This window comes from Jannaschia sp. L-14R (genome assembly GCF_056857695.1).
This window is the reverse complement of the sequence record NZ_JBSXNP010000010.1, coordinates 58563-73806: the sequence shown is the minus strand read 5'-3', so window position 1 is coordinate 73806 and position 15244 is coordinate 58563. Positions and strand designations below refer to the sequence as shown.

The following is a 15244-nucleotide window of genomic DNA, read 5'->3' as shown; positions in this document are numbered from 1 at the left end:
CCGACCGGGGTCTCCCGAAAGGGGTTCCCTGAGGTCTGCGAGGTTTGGCACCTCGCGGGGTTTGCATCGTCTAGGGCACGGCAAAATCGGTGTCCAGACGAAAAAGCGTCAGTTCTGGCGCGAACGGCTGTCCTTCTCCGGCTCGGCAGCGTCAATGGCTTCTTCTGCGTCATCCGGGTCGGTCGAAGGGATGGCATAGCTGCCGGTCAGCCACTTACCCAGATCGACGTCAGCGCAGCGTTTGGAACAGAACGGACGGTATTTCGCATCCGTAGGCTTGTCGCAGATCGGGCAGGTCACAGCAGCTCCTCCAACGGACGACGTTCGCGGCGGCGGGTCAGTTCGAAATGGCCCAGCGGGGTCCAGCCGATCAGGCTGGTTTCGATGGCATCGGACTTCAACGCCGTGCGCAGGGCGCTTTCGAACGCCTTGCGATCCTTCTTGGGCATCGGGGCCAGGTCCAGCACGATCTGACCGCCGATCCCGCGCAAGCGCAGTTGTCGCGGCAGTTCCTTCGCCAGCGAAAGATTGGCCTTGAACCCGCCTGCCCCGCCCTCGGCGGTATTCACATCAACAGCCGTCAGGGCGCGCGTCGGCTCGATGTAGAACGTGGCCGGGCCGACGTTGACCTGCGGTGACGACAGGGCATCGAGTTGATCCTCGACCGTCGCCCAGTCCTCCGAAATCTCGGTCCCGGCCCAATCGCGCCATGCCAGGGCATGCGCGTCAGGACCATCCAGCAGGCGCTCCGCGTCCGTCCCCGGATCATCCAGCACCTGCATCGCCACACCCCAAGTCTGCGTCAGATCGTCGGTCAACGTCGATTCGTCGATGCCTTCGCAGGCCGTCCGCAGGATGATGCCGTGACCGTCGCGGTCAGGCACCGCGTCATTGGCGATTTCCAGAAGCCGGTCGCGGTCCTCGTCATCGGTCAGGCTGCGCGCAACGTTCAGGCCCGGCGCGCCGGGGGTGACGATGCAATAGCGCGATTTGAATAGCACGCGGTCGGTGACGGGGATGGCCTTGCCCGGTTCGGCATGACCCGTGACCTGCACCAGCAACGCCTGTCCGGGGGCCAGTCCCTTGGCATTGCGATGCCAGCCGGTCAGACCGTTTCCAAGCTTCACGAACATGCCGCCCTGCCCCTTGACGGGGCGGTCGCAGATGGCACGGAACACCGTCCCCAGACCGGGCCGATCATCGTCGCCGTCGATCAGCAAATCGTCCAGCCGTCCGTTTACCATGCGGGCGGCGGCGGGGCGGCCTTTGTGGTGACCGAGTATGATTTGTGTGCCGTTCATCGCCAGATCTCCAGCCCTGCGGCTTGAAGCAGGTTTGCGGTTTCATGCAGGGGCAGTCCGACGACGCCGGTGAAACTGCCTTCGATCCACGACACGAAAGCACCCGCTGGCCCCTGGATCGCATAGCCGCCTGCCTTGCCCTGCCAGTCATCGGTGGCAAGGTAGCCGTTGATTTCGAAGTCCGACAGCGGCTTCAGCTTGACCGACGTCACACAGGTTCGCGTCCATATCCGGTCGCCACGTCGCACCCCGATGCAGGTCACGACCTTGTGCCGGCGTCCCGACAGCAGGTGCAGGAATTGCGCGGCCTGACCGGCGTCGGCGGGCTTGCCCAGAATGCGCCGACCGACGACCACCGTGGTATCGGCACAAAGTATGATATCATCGGGACCGGCCTCTACCGTGGCCAGTTTCAGCGCCGTTATCCGTTCGCAGTAAACGCGCGGAAGTTCTGCGTTTTCAGGTGTTTCATCGACATCGGGCGGGCGCACGGCGTAAGGCGTTACGCCCAACTGCGCCAACAACTCCAACCGTCGCGGAGAGCCGGATCCGAGGATCAGGCGCGGGCCGTTGCCCGGCACCTTACTTGAAGCGATAGTTGATGCGACCCTTGGTCAGGTCATAGGGCGTCATCTCGACCTGAACCTTGTCGCCGGCCAGAACGCGGATGCGGTTCTTGCGCATTTTGCCTGCCGTGTGCGCGATGATCTCATGGCCATTCTCGAGTTCGACCCGGAATGTCGCGTTCGGCAGAAGCTCGCGCACGACGCCGGGGAATTCGAGCATTTCTTCCTTGGCCATGGTGTCTCCTGATGTGGGGCCGCGCGACCGGAAAACGGAGGCTTGCGGCGGGATGTGGCTAGATGGGGGGAAACCGGGAAATATTCAAGGGGATATGTGCGACGGGGACCCGCGCGTGATCGGGGATATTACGACGGTGCATACGGAGGTATTACGTCGGTCATACAAACGTCCGTATCGGATGCCACGGCAACCGGACGACGTTCGTGTCGACAAAAACGGAGAAGTTGATGGCGCAGAATGACGGACAAGTTGAGACTCCGGTCTGGTTCACGCCGTTTCCGGCTGACCCCGCGAACTACGGCCAAATGGATTTCATCGAACCCGAGGGCAGCGAAGGTATGGCGCGGCCCCTGTCGAACAGAGGCATCCGCTTTCCGCCGGAACATATGCCGCTGTGCTTTCGGGATATGTCGGGCCGATACGGCGCGGATTTCAAGCGCTTCATGCCCGACTTCTTCATGTCCCGTCACGTCGTTCTGACCGTTTCGCAAAAGATGCATGATGTGCTGGTGCAGTTCGATTTGGGCGACAACCAGCTGACAGAACTGCCTTTCGTTGCGCATGATCGCGTGACCCCGAGGCCGGAGCGGTTCTGGTTGCTGGCGGTGGCGTAGAAGAAATCAGGTCTGGACGTCGAGGCCTCTGCGGTCGGACCGACGGTGGTCTATGAAAACGGCACAGCGCGGTTATTGCCCAACACCCTGACGCTACATCCGACGACCAACGATTATATGTATAACTCGATAATGGAAGCACAGGGTGGCGGCAAAATTGCCCTGTCATCTTCGGTTCTGGATGGAGCGGACCTATGGCGTGATCCGTTGATCGGCCCGGAACTTCTGTTCGTCTCGGATCGTCTGCGTCAGGCGATCAAGGCGGCAAAGATCAAGGCGAGGAATATGCCGTTCTTTCCGGTCACGCTCGTTCCCTGAACCGTCGCCTAAAGGCCCCTCACCCAAACCGACCCTTCAACCGTTCCCTGATCTGATCGCGGCTGAGCCGATAGCTCGCCAGCTTCTGATCGCGCCCCTTGCCCAGCCCCGTAGGGTCCATGATGGGCCAGTATTCAACGTCGATATGGGCGTGACGGGCCAGCTCCAGAGCCATGCGCTGCGATGCGGGCGACAGGGCGACGATCAGGTCGAACTGCTCCAGATCGTCGCCCCATTGCTTCATTTCCTCGAAAGATCGGGAACGGTGACGCGACAGTTCCACCCCGATCTCGGCGCAGACGGCAACGGCAAAGCCGTCGATCTCGATGTCGTTTTTCACGCCCGCCGATTGCACATAGATCGACTGGCCGTGCATCTTCTTCATCAGCCCTTCTGCCATGGGCGAACGGACGGCGTTGTGATCGCAGCAGAACAGGACGGATTGTGGGTTTCCGGCCAATGCTCAGCCCCCGAAGTGCAGCACGCAGATCAGGGTAAAAAGCCGCCGCGCTGTGTCGATATCGACAGTCGCCTTGCCCTCCAGCCGCTCCTGCAGGATGCGCGCGCCTTCGTTGTGGATGCCGCGCCGGGCCATGTCGATCGCCTCGATCTGACTGGGTGGGAGTTTCTTGACCGCGTCGAAATAGGCCGCGCAGATCTGCCAGTAATCTTTCACGACCTGTTTGAATGGCCCCAGCGACAGATGGAATTCACCGGCCTTGCCTGTGCCGGTGCTGATCTCGAAGACCAGACGGCGTTCGCGAATGGCCAGCGTCAGGTCGTAGGGCCCGGCGGGCGCCCCATCGGCGGCGAGGGAAAAGCTGTTGTCTTCCAGCAGATCGAAGATGGCGACGGCCCGTTCCTGCTCGATTTCCGCCGTAGGGATCGGCAGATTGGCGTCGTCGATATGAATCTGGGCGATACGATCGGTCATGGGCGCTTGATGCGGCATAGTGGCGGGCGGGGCAATGGTCTGGCGCGTCATCGGTTCAGCCGGTCCAGTCGCGCCTGCACCGACAGGCCATGCGCCTGCAACGATTCCGACGTGGCAAGGCGGACGGCGGCGGGGCCGATGGCACGGAGGCTTTCGGGTGTCATGCGGGCCAGCGTCGTGCGCTTCATGAAGTCGAGGACCGACAGGCCCGACGAGAAGCGGGCCGAGCGGGCCGTGGGCAGGACATGGTTCGGGCCGCCGACGTAATCGCCGATGGCCTCGGGCGTCCACTGACCGAGGAAGATCGCCCCGGCGTGGGTGATTTTGTCGGACAGCGCTTCGGGATCGGCGACGGCGAGTTCGAGGTGCTCGGGGGCGATGCGGTTTGACAGCTTCGCGGCCTCGTCCAGATCGCCAACGGTTATGACGGCACCGAAATCGCGCCAGGACGGGCCCGCGATGTTTGCGCGCTCCAGGCTTTCCAGACGGGCCGTCACAGCGTCGGCCACGGCCTGACCGAAGGCGGCGTCGGTGGTGATCAGGATGCTCTGCGCGCTTTCGTCGTGTTCGGCCTGCGACAGCAGATCGATGGCGATCCAGTCAGGGTCGTTGTCGGAGTCTGCGATCACCAGGATTTCGGAGGGACCCGCGATCATGTCGATGCCGACGCGCCCGAAGATGCGGCGTTTGGCGGCGGCGACGAAAGCGTTGCCCGGCCCGGTGATCTTGTCGACGGGCGCGATGGTGTCGGTGCCGTAGGCCATGGCGGCGATCGCCTGCGCGCCGCCGATGCGGTAAACCTCGGTCACGCCGGACATCTGTGCCGCCAGCAGGACCATCGGGTTGAGCACACCGTCGGGTGTCGGCACGCACATCACCAGCCGACCGACACCGGCGACCCGCGCCGGGATCGCATTCATCAGCACCGACGAAGGATAGGTCGCCAGCCCGCCCGGCACATAAAGCCCCGCCGCGTCGACCGGCCCCCAGCGCCAGCCCAGCGTCGCGCCGGTCTCGTCCGTCCATTGCTCGTCACGGGGCAGTTGCCGTTCGTGATAGGCGCGGATGCGGGCGGCGGCGGTCTCCAGCGCGGTCCGGTCCCGGGGCGCGACCCGGTCGGCAGCGGCGGCGATCTCGGTATCGGTGATGCGCATCGTTTCCGGCGTCAGGTCGAAACGGTCGAATCGGATCGTCAGGTCGCACACGGCGGTGTCGCCACGGGCGCGCACGTCGGCGATGATCGCGGCGACGGCATCGTCGACATCGGGCGCATCCTCGCGCTTCATGGACAGCAGGGCGTCGAACCGGGTATCGAAATCGGCGTCGGCGGTGGACAGGAATTGCGGCATCCATGATCTCCGGGCAGGGTCCGGGTCTGCCTGGCGTGCGGCAGCCCCGGACTCGGGGTGTCGGGTTATTCCGGGTGTTCCGGCGCCTTGCCCGACGGCGCGGCATAGGGCTGCGTCACATCCGCGAGCATTACATCGAGACAGTCGCAGGTGACCTCGATCACACCGTCACCCGCGAAGGTCAGGCGCAGGATGCCGTCGGCGTCGGCCCCCGGCTCCCAGTCCAGCGTCAGCAGCGACAATACGGTATCGGCATCGCCGGGCAGCACCCCCTGCCCCCGGACAGACACCACGTCCCCCGCCGTCAGCAGGCTGCGCACCCGTTCGGGCTGACGCGTGCCGTGTTCCCAGCGGTAACGGTTGAGCAGCATGGCAAAGCGGCGCGGACCCTTTTGCCAGCGCATTTCCGACGCGGGCAGCACGGCGTCCTGCGCCAGTGCGGCCAGGATTTGCAGGTCTTGCGCATCCGTCGCCCAGAGCTTGAGCGGGCGTTCATCGGCGTCGTGAAACCTTGCATCGCGCGGAGTGGGAGTGTCAGCCATCTTCCTTGACCCTTTCGATATTCGCCCCGACGCCGCGCAGCTTGGCGACAACGTGTTCATATCCGCGATCCAGATGATAGACGCGTCCGACGCGGGTTTCGCCCTGGGCCGCCAGACCGGCGAGGATCAGGCTGACACTCGCGCGCAGGTCGGTTGCCATCACCGGCGCACCCTTGAGCTTGTCGACGCCCGTCACCGTCGCGTGGCCGCCGTGGACATCGATTTCCGCGCCCATGCGGATCAGTTCGGGCGCGTGCATGAAGCGGTTCTCGAAGATCTTTTCCTCCAGGACCGAAGTGCCCTGGGCGGTGCAGAGCAGCGCCATCATCTGGGCCTGAAGGTCGGTCGGGAAGCCGGGGAACGGCTGCGTCTCGACATCGACGGCCTGCATCGGGCCGTTGGCGCGTTTGACGGTCAGACCGGCATCGGACTCGGTCACTTCGGCGCCCGCTTCCTCGATCTTGGTGCAGAAGGCGTCCAGCAGGTTGCGACGACCGCCGCCCAGCGTGACTTCACCCCCCGCCACCAGCGGTGCGAGCATATAGGTGCCGAGTTCGATCCGGTCGGTGACCACGCGGTGGGTTGCCCCGTGCAGACGGTCGACGCCCTGAATTTCGATCGTGTCGGTGCCTTCGCCGGAAATCTGCGCGCCCATGGCTTGCAGGCAATGAACGAGGTCGACGATTTCAGGCTCCTGCGCGGCATTCTTGAGGACGGTGGTGCCCCTGGCCAGTGTTGCGGCCATCAGCGCATTTTCGGTGGCGCCGACCGAAACGAAGGGGAAGTCGACGATACCGCCGTGCAATCCGCCCGAAGGGGCCTTGGCGTGGACATATCCGTCGCGCAATTCCAGCTCGGCTCCCATCGCCTCCAGCGCCTTGAGGTGCAGATCGACGGGTCGCGCGCCAATGGCGCAACCGCCGGGCAGCGACACGACGGCCCGACCCTGCCGGGCCAGAAGCGGCCCGAGGACGAGAATCGAGGCGCGCATCTTGCGCACGATATCATAATCCGCCCGTTCGCCGTTCAGGTCGTGCGAGGACATCGCCAGCACCAGACCGTCCGAGAGAGGACTGACTTCGGCCCCGAGCGACCCCAGAAGCTGGGACATGGTACGGATGTCCGACAGGCGGGGAGCGTTGGTCAGGGTCAACGGTTCGTCAGACAGAAGCGTCGCGGGCATCAGCGTGAGGCAGGCGTTCTTGGCACCGGCGATCGGAATCGTGCCGCTCAGCGGGCCGCCGCCGGTGACGATGATGCTATCCATGGGGAGTCTCCTGCTCGTCTGGACCATCTGCGGGCCCGTTTTTATGGTCCGGGGCGTCTTTGGCCACGGTGTCTGGCGACATGTCTTCTGCGCGATTGCGCTTCTGCGCCTTGCGCCGTCCCATATTGGCCTTCAGCGCGGCCTTCAGCCGATCTTCACGGGTAGGTTTGCCGCCCTGCACCATGCTTGCCCCTGTTATTCTCCGCCGACATAGCGACAGGTGCGACGGGGGTCCAGCCGGGCAGACCAGATGCGGCCTTCATTGGCGGCCATAGGGGGCGCTCAATGCTGTCGGGGAACATATTCAGGGGTTGCGGGATCATCCGGTTCGGTCTAATCCGCCCCCGGAATGCTGTGGTAGCTCAGTGGTAGAGCACACCCTTGGTAAGGGTGAGGTCGAGAGTTCAATCCTCTCTCACAGCACCATTTTTCCTTGAAACTCTCAAAAAGATGCGACTTGTCAGGGTATTAAACCCTCCTCGGTGATATACGGAGGTGGCATGCACGGCCTTGCCCGTAACCGGGCGGCGAAGCATGCGAACAGCATCTACCATTACCTGCAAAGCGTGTCCCCACAGACGTTCAGGTCGCTTATGCGAAACCTCCGGGGCCTGCGTGGACAATTCTATCGCGAGGCAATCGGGAACGTCCGTACGATGCAGACGGTGGCGACAGATGGCGAGACCGAAGAACTGCCCCTCGATCACGCTGCCTTATCCTCGGTTTCCATTGGACCAAAAGAGCCGACGTTCGTCCCGGCGGTTCATTTTGAAGTCCGGCAGATCACTTTCCCAGACAGATTCTGTCCAATGTCGCCCTTCGATGCGCCCAGTCGGATGTGTCAGGAGCTTTCCGCGGCTCACTGGGGGACATTCGAGCCTCCTCCGTCGGAGCGTAATGCCGGGCATAATTCAGAAGATCCGCTTCCAGAGCGAGATAAGCGTCTGTTGGGGCTTGGGCAGGTTCTAAGTCGAGCATTCCTTAACGATAAAGAACCACCCCTTAACAAAAGGTTAACGCTTTGACCCACGCGACCAATCGGCGATTTATCGCAGATGCGGATATTTATTAACTATATCAACAACGTATCGTATCTTTTGATTTGTCATGTTCATGTCCATGCGGTCCACATCCCGCCAGGGCCTATTCTGCCCTGTGACTGGTCGAGAATTGTAGGGGCGGAAGACAGCCGTCACGCCCTCCCTATGGCGTCTTGCCCTGCCGCACCTCGACCTGCACGGCTTCGATCTCCTCGGGTGTCAGGCCGTAATCGCGGGCCGCGACTTCCGCCGAGATATATCCGCGCGCAAGGTCGCGCCTGACCAGATCGGTGTCGCGTTCGCCCGGCGCGCCGTAGCCTGCGCCACCGGGCAGCGCCAGCATCACGCGGAGACCGGAACCGACGAACTGCCTGCCCTTGCCCCGCATCACCGATCCGTCGTCGCGTGCGATGGTCGTGGGCGCCCCGGATGCGCCGCCGCGACGGCCCCGCGCCGGATGATCGACGCGGTCGAACATGGCCGAAAAATCAAACTCATAGCCATCGCGCGCGCCGACTTCCATGATCTGCCCCAGACCGCCGCGATGTCGCCCCGCTCCGCCGGAATCCGGTCGCAACTCCTTGCGCCAGATCATCACCGGGCCGGCGTGCTCCGTGGCCTCGATGGGCATGGTCATCACGCCGGACGGAAAGGCCGTCGCGTTCAACCCATCGAAGCCAGGCCGTGCCCCCGCCCCGCCCGAATTGAAGATCAGAACCTCGGACCGTGTCGCACCGTCTTGCGCACCCGACCGGGGCCGCAGGGAAAGCTGAAAATTGCACAGACATCCCGCTCCTTCCGCTGGAACCACGCCGGGCAGGATCTTGTCGAGCGCGTCATACACTGTGTCCGGGACGAAGTGACCGACGATATGGCGCAGGGCGACCGGCGCGGGATGCGTCGCGTTGACGATGCAGTCGACGGGCGCGGCGATTTCGAACGGAGCCAACGATGCCGCGTTGTTCGGGATTTCCGGGGCGATTGCACATTTCAGGGCATAGCAGGCATAGGCCTTGGCATAGACCAGCGGACAGTTGATGCCCTTGGGGTCCAGCCCGCTGGTGCCCGCGAAATCCGACAGGATGCGGTCGGCCTCGATCGTCAGGCGGACCTTCAGGGTGATCGGCGTATCGAAGCCATCGACCGTCATCTCGCCGGTGGCGGAGGTGCGGGGCAGCGCGGCGATCCGCTCCAGCGTGGCACGGCGGGAATTATCGAGGATGAAGGTCGCGATGCCGGTCAGATCGTCCAGTCCGAACTCTTCCATCATGGCGGTCAGGCGGCGGTGGCCGATCTCGTTGCAGGACGCCAGCGCATACATGTCGCCGACCAGCTGATCGGGTTCACGGACATTGCCGCGCACGATTTTCAGCAGCGTCTCGTCCACCCTGCCGCGGTCGGCGAAGCGCATGATCGGCAGGTAGAGGCCTTCCTCGTAGACGCTGTTGGCATCCGCACCGAACCCGCGCCCGCCGATATCGACGACATGGGCGGTGCAGGCGAAGAAGCCGACCAGATGGCCGCCGTGAAACGACGGGGTGACCATGGTGATGTCGTGCAGGTGGCCGGTGCCTTCCCACGGGTCGTTGGTAACATAGACGTCGCCTTCCGCCATCGTGTCGCGCCCGATCCGGCGGATGAAATGCGCGACGGCGTCGGCCATCGCGTTGACGTGGCCCGGCGTGCCGGTAACGGCCTGTGCCAACATCCGGCCATCGGCGTCATAGACGCCCGCCGACAGATCGCCCGCCTCGCGGACCGAGGTGCTGAAGGCGGTGCGGACAAGCGCCTGCGCCTGTTCCTCGACCACGGAAATCAGTCGGTTCCACATGACCTGGCAGGCGACGGTGGAGGTCATGGCGTGGCCTTTCTGGTCAGGTCGATGCAGCCGTCGGGCAGATGCGTCGCCGTGCGGCTGGCGGGGACGATGATGGTGGTCTCATCCTCGGTGAGGACGGCGGGGCCGTCGATGGTCGCGCCATCCATCAGACCGGTGCGAGCGACCACGGCGGCGTCAACGACCTGCGCCAGTGCAGGGTCGAAAACGGCGCGCGTGCCGGTGCCGATGATCGTCCCGCCCCGCCCGGCCGCCCCCAACGGCTCGACCGGTGAAGGCGGGGTCGTGGCATTGACCGACCAGACGGTGATCTCTACGTCCAGACCGGCAACCGTGCGTCCGAACAGTCGGGTGTAATCCGCCTCGAACAGCGACAGGAAGGTCGCGGCGTCGGGGGCCGTCGCCTGCGCTTCGGACAGCGTCACGGGGATTTCCCAGCCCTGGCCCGTATAGCGCATGTAGACCTTGAACTCGCAGTTGATCGGGCTGTCGGCATCGCAGGTGCGCACGAAACCCGTTGCCTCGGATTGCAGATCACCCAGAAGGTCGGTGATGCGGACCGGATCGAAGTCCGACAGTGTCATGTAGACGGAGCGGTTCGCCTCGAAGCTGAACGGCGCGCGCAGGAAGCCGATGGCACTGCCGACGCCTGCGCCGGGTGGCACAAGAAGGCGATCAATGCCCAGCTTTTCGCACAGGCGACCGGCGTGCAACGGGGCCGCGCCACCGAAGGCGATCATGGTATAGCCTGCAAGATCCTCGCCATTCTCGACGGCGTGGACACGCGCCGCGTTGGCCATGTTCTCGTCCACGACTTCGGCCAATCCGAACGCCGCTTCCATCGCGTCCATGTCCAGCGGATCGCCCAGCACGCGGGCAAGTGCGGCGTGCGACGCTTCGGTGTCCAGTCGGATCGAGCCGCCCGCAAAACCATCGGGGTCCAGCTTGCCCAGCATCAGGTCGGCGTCGGTCACGGCGGGGCGGTCGCCGCCGCGTCCGTAACAGGCGGGTCCCGGTTCGGATCCGGCGCTTTCGGGGCCGACGCGGATCTGGTGCATCGCGTCGACATGCGCCAGCGAGCCGCCGCCCGCACCGATTTCCACCATGTCGATCACCGGGATCGAGATCGGCATCCCCGATCCTTTCTTGAACCGATAGGTCCGCGCGACCTCGAACACCCGCGACGTCTTGGGGGTGAAGTCGCGGATCAGACAGATCTTGGCCGTCGTGCCGCCCATGTCGAAGGACAGAACCCGGTCCAGTCCGTGCCGCGCGGCGATGTCGGCAGCGAAGACCGCACCGCCCGCCGGGCCGGATTCGACCAGTCGGACCGGAAACTCCGCCGCGCTGTCCAGCGAGATGATGCCGCCTCCGGAATGCATCAGGAAGACCGGGCAGTCGGCCCCCTCGTCCGACAACCGGCCCTTGAGCCGCCCCAGATACGACTTCATCAGCGGCTTGATATAGGCGTTGGCGCAGACCGTATTGAAGCGTTCGTATTCGCGCATCTGGGGCGAGACTTCGGACGACAGCGACACCATCACATCAGGCAGACGCTCGGCCAGCACATCGCGGATCAACCGTTCGTGCGCATCGTTCAGATAGGAATGGATCAGGCCGACGGCGACGCTTTCGACGCCCTGTTCGGCGATGGCGTCCACGACCGTCTCGATGTCCGCGCGCGCCAGCGGGATCAGGATCGCGCCGGTCGCGTCGACACGCTCGGCCACGGCATGCCGCATCTGACGCGGCAGCAACGGGTCGGGCAGCTCCAGGTTCAGGTCGTATTGTTCAAACCGCGACTCGGTGCGCATTTCGATCACATCACGGAAGCCCTGCGTCGTAATCAGCGCCGTGCGCGCGCCGCGCCGTTCGATCAGAGCGTTGGTCGCCAGCGTCGTGCCATGGATGATCTGGCCGATGGCCTGAGGTGCGATCCCGGCTTTGGTGCAGACCTGTCGCATGCCGTCGACGATGGCATTTTCGGGCGCGGCATAGGTCGTCAGGACCTTGGCCGAATGGCGACCGCCGGCCGTCTCCAGCACCACGTCGGTAAAGGTGCCGCCGATGTCGACGCCCAATCTGGTCGCGTGTTGGGTCATATTACCTCGTGCCTGAACGGTCGCGAGAGACCGGCGTCCGGTCCCCCGATACCGGGGTGATCGGATGCCGGGTCGGCGTCAAGACCTGCCGTCAGGCGGACAGCAATGCTTCGGGCGGCTCTTTCGCGCCGGTCATGAAGGCAACTGCGTCGGACATCGTGTAGTCCTTCGGGTCGATAACGCAGTGACGGCGGCCCAGCCGATGGACGTGGACGCGGTCGGCGACTTCGAAGACATGCGGCATGTTGTGGCTGATCAGGATGATCGGAATGCCGCGCGCGCGCACGTCCTGGATAAGATCCAGCACCCGGCGGCTTTCCTTGACACCCAGCGCGGCCGTCGGTTCGTCCAGAATGATGACGCGCGACCCGAAGGCGGCGGCACGGGCGACGGCAACGCCCTGACGCTGACCGCCCGACAGGGTCTCGACCGCCTGATTGATGTTCTGAATCGTCATCAGCCCCAGTTCCGACAGCTTTTCACGGGCAAATTTCTCCATCGCGGGGCGGTCCAGCATTCGAAACACGCTGCCCATTATGCCGGGACGGCGAATTTCGCGGCCCATGAAGATATTGTCCGCAATCGACAGCGCGGGCGACATGGCGAGGGTCTGGTAGACCGTCTCGATCCCCGCTTCGCGGCCCTGGGTCGGCGCGGTGAAGCGGACTTTCCTGCCGTCCAGCCACACCTCCCCCGCATCGGGGACGACCGCGCCCGACAGCGCCTTGATGAGCGAGGATTTCCCGGCACCGTTGTCCCCGATCACGGCGAGGATTTCGCCTGGCATCAGGTCGAAATCGCAGTGGTCCAGGGCGGTCACACGGCCATACCGTTTGACCAGTCCGCGCGCCTTGAGAAGAGGTTCCGTCATGCCGACACCTTCCTGATCCACTGGTCCCCGTGGGCTTGTCCCACGTGCGCACCGCGGCACCCGGTCGTTCTGCCGGTTATCCGGGTCATGCCGACACCTTCCTGATCCACTGGTCGATGGCGACCGCGAAAATGATCAGGACACCGATCAGCAGATAGGTCCACTGCGCGTCCGCGCCCATCAGGCGCAGGCCCAGCGAGAATACTCCGACGATCACCGCGCCGAACAGCATACCCATGATCGACCCGCGTCCGCCAAACAGCGAAATGCCCCCGATCACCACGGCGGTGATGCTGTCGATGTTGGCCAGCTGGCCAGACGTGGGCGAGACCGAGCCGATCCGCCCGATCAGGGCCCAGCCGGCAAAAGCGCAGATCAGACCCGACAGCGCATAGACCGAAATCAACGTCGCGCGGACATTGACGCCGGACAACTCCGCCGCCTCGGGGTCGTCGCCGACGGCATAGACGTGACGGCCCCAGGCGGTGTGGCGCAGCACATAGGCCAGGATAAGCGTCAGCACGATCATGAAGATCGCACCGACCGTGAACACCGCGCCGCCGATCTTGAACGTGGTGCCGAAGATCTGAAGCAGCGGGGCCTCGCTCGCGATTTCCTGACTGCGGATGGTTTCGTTGGCGGAATAGAGGAAGTTGGCCGCCAGCACGATCTGCCACATGCCCAGCGTGACAATGAAGGGCGGCAGTTTCATTGCCGACACCAGCCAGCCGTTGAATGCGCCAATCGCTGTGCCGATGGCCAGGCCACTGACGACCGCGACCTCGACCGGCAGGCCATAGCGGAAGGTGAATTGTCCCATGATGACCGACGACAGCACCATGATCGCGCCTACCGACAGGTCAATGCCCGCAGTCAGGATAACCAGCGCCTGCGCCGCGCCGACGATGCCGACGATCTGCACCTGTTGCAGAATCAGGGTCAGCGCGAAGGGTGAAAAGAACTTGTTCCCCAGAAGCGCCCCGAACACCGCAATCGAACCCACGAGGACGATCAGCGGCACCAGCGCCGGGGTGACATGCAAACGGTGCTGCACCTGATGCACGAAGCCTTTACGGCCCTGGTCGAATTCGGCAACGCGATCCGCCGTGGCGGTGGTTGGATTGTCGGTCATGTCTGCCCCTTTGCCGCGTGACACCGGACAGGACGCATAGCACGCGCCCTGTCCAATCGTATCATGCTATCCCATCAGCCCCAGCAAAGATCCGCGCCCTCGGCGGTGTCGATGCTGTCGACCCCGTCCACGGGTTGATCGGTGACAAGCGCCACGCCGGTATCGAAGAAGTCCTTGCCCTCGGTCGGCTGCGGCAGCGTGCCGTCCTTGGCAAAGGCGGCAATCGCTTCGATCCCCTTGGACGCCATCAGCAGCGGGTACTGCTGCGATGTGGCACCGATCACGCCGTCAACGACGTTCTGCACGCCGGGACAACCGCCATCGACGGACACGATCAGAACGTCGTTTTCGCGGCCGATGGACTTCAGCGCCTCATAGGCACCTGCGGCGGCAGGCTCGTTGATGGTGTAGACGACGTTGATCGTCGGATCGATCGCCAGCAGATTCTCCATCGCGGTGCGGCCACCTTCCTCGTTACCTGCGGTGACTTCGTTGCCAACGATACGTGGATCTTCCTCGTCGCCCCACTTGGAGGCGTCTTTGACGTCGATGCCGAAGCCGGTCAGGAACCCCTGATCGCGCAATACGCCCACAGTCGGCTGGCTGACGGACAGGTCGAGCATGCCGATCCGCGCGTTCGCGGCCTCGTCCCCGAGGGCGGCGGCGGCCCACTGGCCAATCAGCTCACCGGCCAGAAAGTTGTCGGTGGCGAAAGTCGCATCGGCCGCGTCGATTGGCGACAGCGGCGTGTCCAACGCAATCACGACAAGTCCGGCGTCGCGGGCCTGCTTGACGGCAGGCACGATCGACGAGGTGTCGGACGCGGTCAGGAGAATTCCCTTGGCGCCTTCGGCGATGCATGTCTCGATCGCCGCGACCTGTGTCTCGTGGTCACCATCGACGCGACCCGCGAAGGACAGAAGGTTGATGCCGAGCTCTTCCGCCTTGGCGGCGGCACCTTCGCGCATCTTCACGAAGAACGGGTTGGTATCCGTCTTGGTGATCAGGCAGGCAGTGGTGGAATCGGCGTCGGCGAATGCGACACCGGTCATGGAAAGGGCGGCAATGGCCGACCCGGCTAACAGCTTCTTCATGGTAATCCTCCCAGATATGAACGGTCGCGCCGGTCCCGA

17 protein-coding genes and 1 tRNA gene are annotated in these 15244 nt (G+C 64.0%); 3 read left to right on the top strand and 15 right to left on the bottom strand.

Annotated features, from left to right (window positions below; translation table 11 throughout):
• Positions 1-108: 108 nt before the first annotated feature.
• The 4 genes from AC13C2_RS08735 to infA are packed head-to-tail and all read right to left on the bottom strand — an operon-like array spanning position 109 to position 2102.
• A complete protein-coding gene (locus AC13C2_RS08735) occupies positions 109-300 on the bottom strand; it encodes a DNA gyrase inhibitor YacG (protein WP_092763612.1) in 192 nt (63 codons plus the stop codon).
• Positions 297-1301, bottom strand: a complete 1005-nt coding sequence (locus AC13C2_RS08730) for a ribonuclease E/G (protein ID WP_092763613.1) — start codon at positions 1299-1301, stop codon at positions 297-299. The genes AC13C2_RS08735 and AC13C2_RS08730 overlap by 4 nt, the downstream gene beginning before the upstream one ends.
• Positions 1298-1882, bottom strand: a complete 585-nt coding sequence (locus tag AC13C2_RS08725; RefSeq protein WP_482886568.1) for a Maf family protein — start codon at positions 1880-1882, stop codon at positions 1298-1300. Before AC13C2_RS08725 ends, AC13C2_RS08730 begins: the two co-directional genes overlap by 4 nt.
• 1 nt (position 1883) lies before the next feature.
• A complete protein-coding gene (gene infA / locus AC13C2_RS08720; RefSeq protein WP_055087116.1) occupies positions 1884-2102 on the bottom strand; it encodes a translation initiation factor IF-1 in 219 nt (72 codons plus the stop codon).
• Positions 2103-2332: 230 nt separating this feature from the next.
• Here infA and AC13C2_RS08715 point away from each other — a divergent pair, with 230 nt between their 5' ends.
• Together AC13C2_RS08715 and AC13C2_RS08710 are read left to right on the top strand one after the other, a co-directional pair.
• The gene (locus AC13C2_RS08715; RefSeq protein ID WP_482886567.1) at positions 2333-2719 is read left to right on the top strand and encodes a hypothetical protein; all 387 of its coding nucleotides are present in this window, start codon (positions 2333-2335) and stop codon (positions 2717-2719) included.
• A gap of 75 nt (positions 2720-2794) precedes the next feature.
• Positions 2795-3037, top strand: coding sequence for a hypothetical protein (locus AC13C2_RS08710; RefSeq protein WP_482886566.1), 243 nt, complete (start codon positions 2795-2797; stop codon positions 3035-3037).
• A 19-nt stretch (positions 3038-3056) separates the two neighbouring features.
• Here AC13C2_RS08710 and AC13C2_RS08705 read toward each other — a convergent pair whose 3' ends face one another.
• From AC13C2_RS08705 to AC13C2_RS08680, 6 genes are all read right to left on the bottom strand, one after another.
• A complete protein-coding gene (locus tag AC13C2_RS08705) occupies positions 3057-3437 on the bottom strand; it encodes an arsenate-mycothiol transferase ArsC (protein WP_245737625.1) in 381 nt (126 codons plus the stop codon).
• 63 nt (positions 3438-3500) lie between these two features.
• On the bottom strand, positions 3501-3971 hold the full coding sequence (locus AC13C2_RS08700; RefSeq protein WP_482886565.1) for a UPF0262 family protein: 471 nt from the start codon (positions 3969-3971) through the stop codon (positions 3501-3503).
• A gap of 47 nt (positions 3972-4018) precedes the next feature.
• Entirely contained in the window at positions 4019-5320 is a 1302-nt protein-coding gene (hisD, locus tag AC13C2_RS08695; RefSeq protein WP_482886564.1) for a histidinol dehydrogenase, read from the bottom strand.
• A 65-nt stretch (positions 5321-5385) separates the two neighbouring features.
• The gene (locus tag AC13C2_RS08690; RefSeq protein ID WP_339643601.1) at positions 5386-5862 is read right to left on the bottom strand and encodes a DUF2948 family protein; all 477 of its coding nucleotides are present in this window, start codon (positions 5860-5862) and stop codon (positions 5386-5388) included.
• Entirely contained in the window at positions 5855-7129 is a 1275-nt protein-coding gene (murA, locus tag AC13C2_RS08685) for a UDP-N-acetylglucosamine 1-carboxyvinyltransferase (protein ID WP_339643603.1), read from the bottom strand. The genes AC13C2_RS08690 and murA overlap by 8 nt, the downstream gene beginning before the upstream one ends.
• Positions 7122-7313: a hypothetical protein gene (locus AC13C2_RS08680; RefSeq protein WP_092763626.1), complete on the bottom strand. Its 192-nt coding sequence runs from the start codon at positions 7311-7313 to the stop codon at positions 7122-7124. The genes murA and AC13C2_RS08680 overlap by 8 nt, the downstream gene beginning before the upstream one ends.
• Before the next feature lie 167 nt (positions 7314-7480).
• On the opposite strand from AC13C2_RS08680, the gene AC13C2_RS08675 reads away from it, so the two are divergent.
• Positions 7481-7555: transfer RNA gene (locus AC13C2_RS08675), tRNA-Thr, on the top strand.
• A gap of 777 nt (positions 7556-8332) precedes the next feature.
• On the opposite strand, the gene AC13C2_RS08670 is transcribed toward AC13C2_RS08675, so the two are convergent.
• From AC13C2_RS08670 to AC13C2_RS08650, 5 genes are all read right to left on the bottom strand, one after another.
• Complete coding sequence (locus AC13C2_RS08670; RefSeq protein WP_482886563.1) at positions 8333-10027, bottom strand: hydantoinase B/oxoprolinase family protein; 1695 nt, start codon at positions 10025-10027, stop codon at positions 8333-8335.
• Complete coding sequence (locus tag AC13C2_RS08665; RefSeq protein WP_482886562.1) at positions 10024-12108, bottom strand: hydantoinase/oxoprolinase family protein; 2085 nt, start codon at positions 12106-12108, stop codon at positions 10024-10026. Before AC13C2_RS08665 ends, AC13C2_RS08670 begins: the two co-directional genes overlap by 4 nt.
• Before the next feature lie 91 nt (positions 12109-12199).
• Positions 12200-12979, bottom strand: coding sequence for an ATP-binding cassette domain-containing protein (locus AC13C2_RS08660; protein ID WP_092763632.1), 780 nt, complete (start codon positions 12977-12979; stop codon positions 12200-12202).
• Between the two features lie 85 nt (positions 12980-13064).
• On the bottom strand, positions 13065-14111 hold the full coding sequence (locus AC13C2_RS08655) for an ABC transporter permease (protein WP_092763634.1): 1047 nt from the start codon (positions 14109-14111) through the stop codon (positions 13065-13067).
• A 74-nt stretch (positions 14112-14185) separates the two neighbouring features.
• Positions 14186-15205: a sugar ABC transporter substrate-binding protein gene (locus tag AC13C2_RS08650; protein WP_092763636.1), complete on the bottom strand. Its 1020-nt coding sequence runs from the start codon at positions 15203-15205 to the stop codon at positions 14186-14188.
• Positions 15206-15244: the final 39 nt, after the last annotated feature.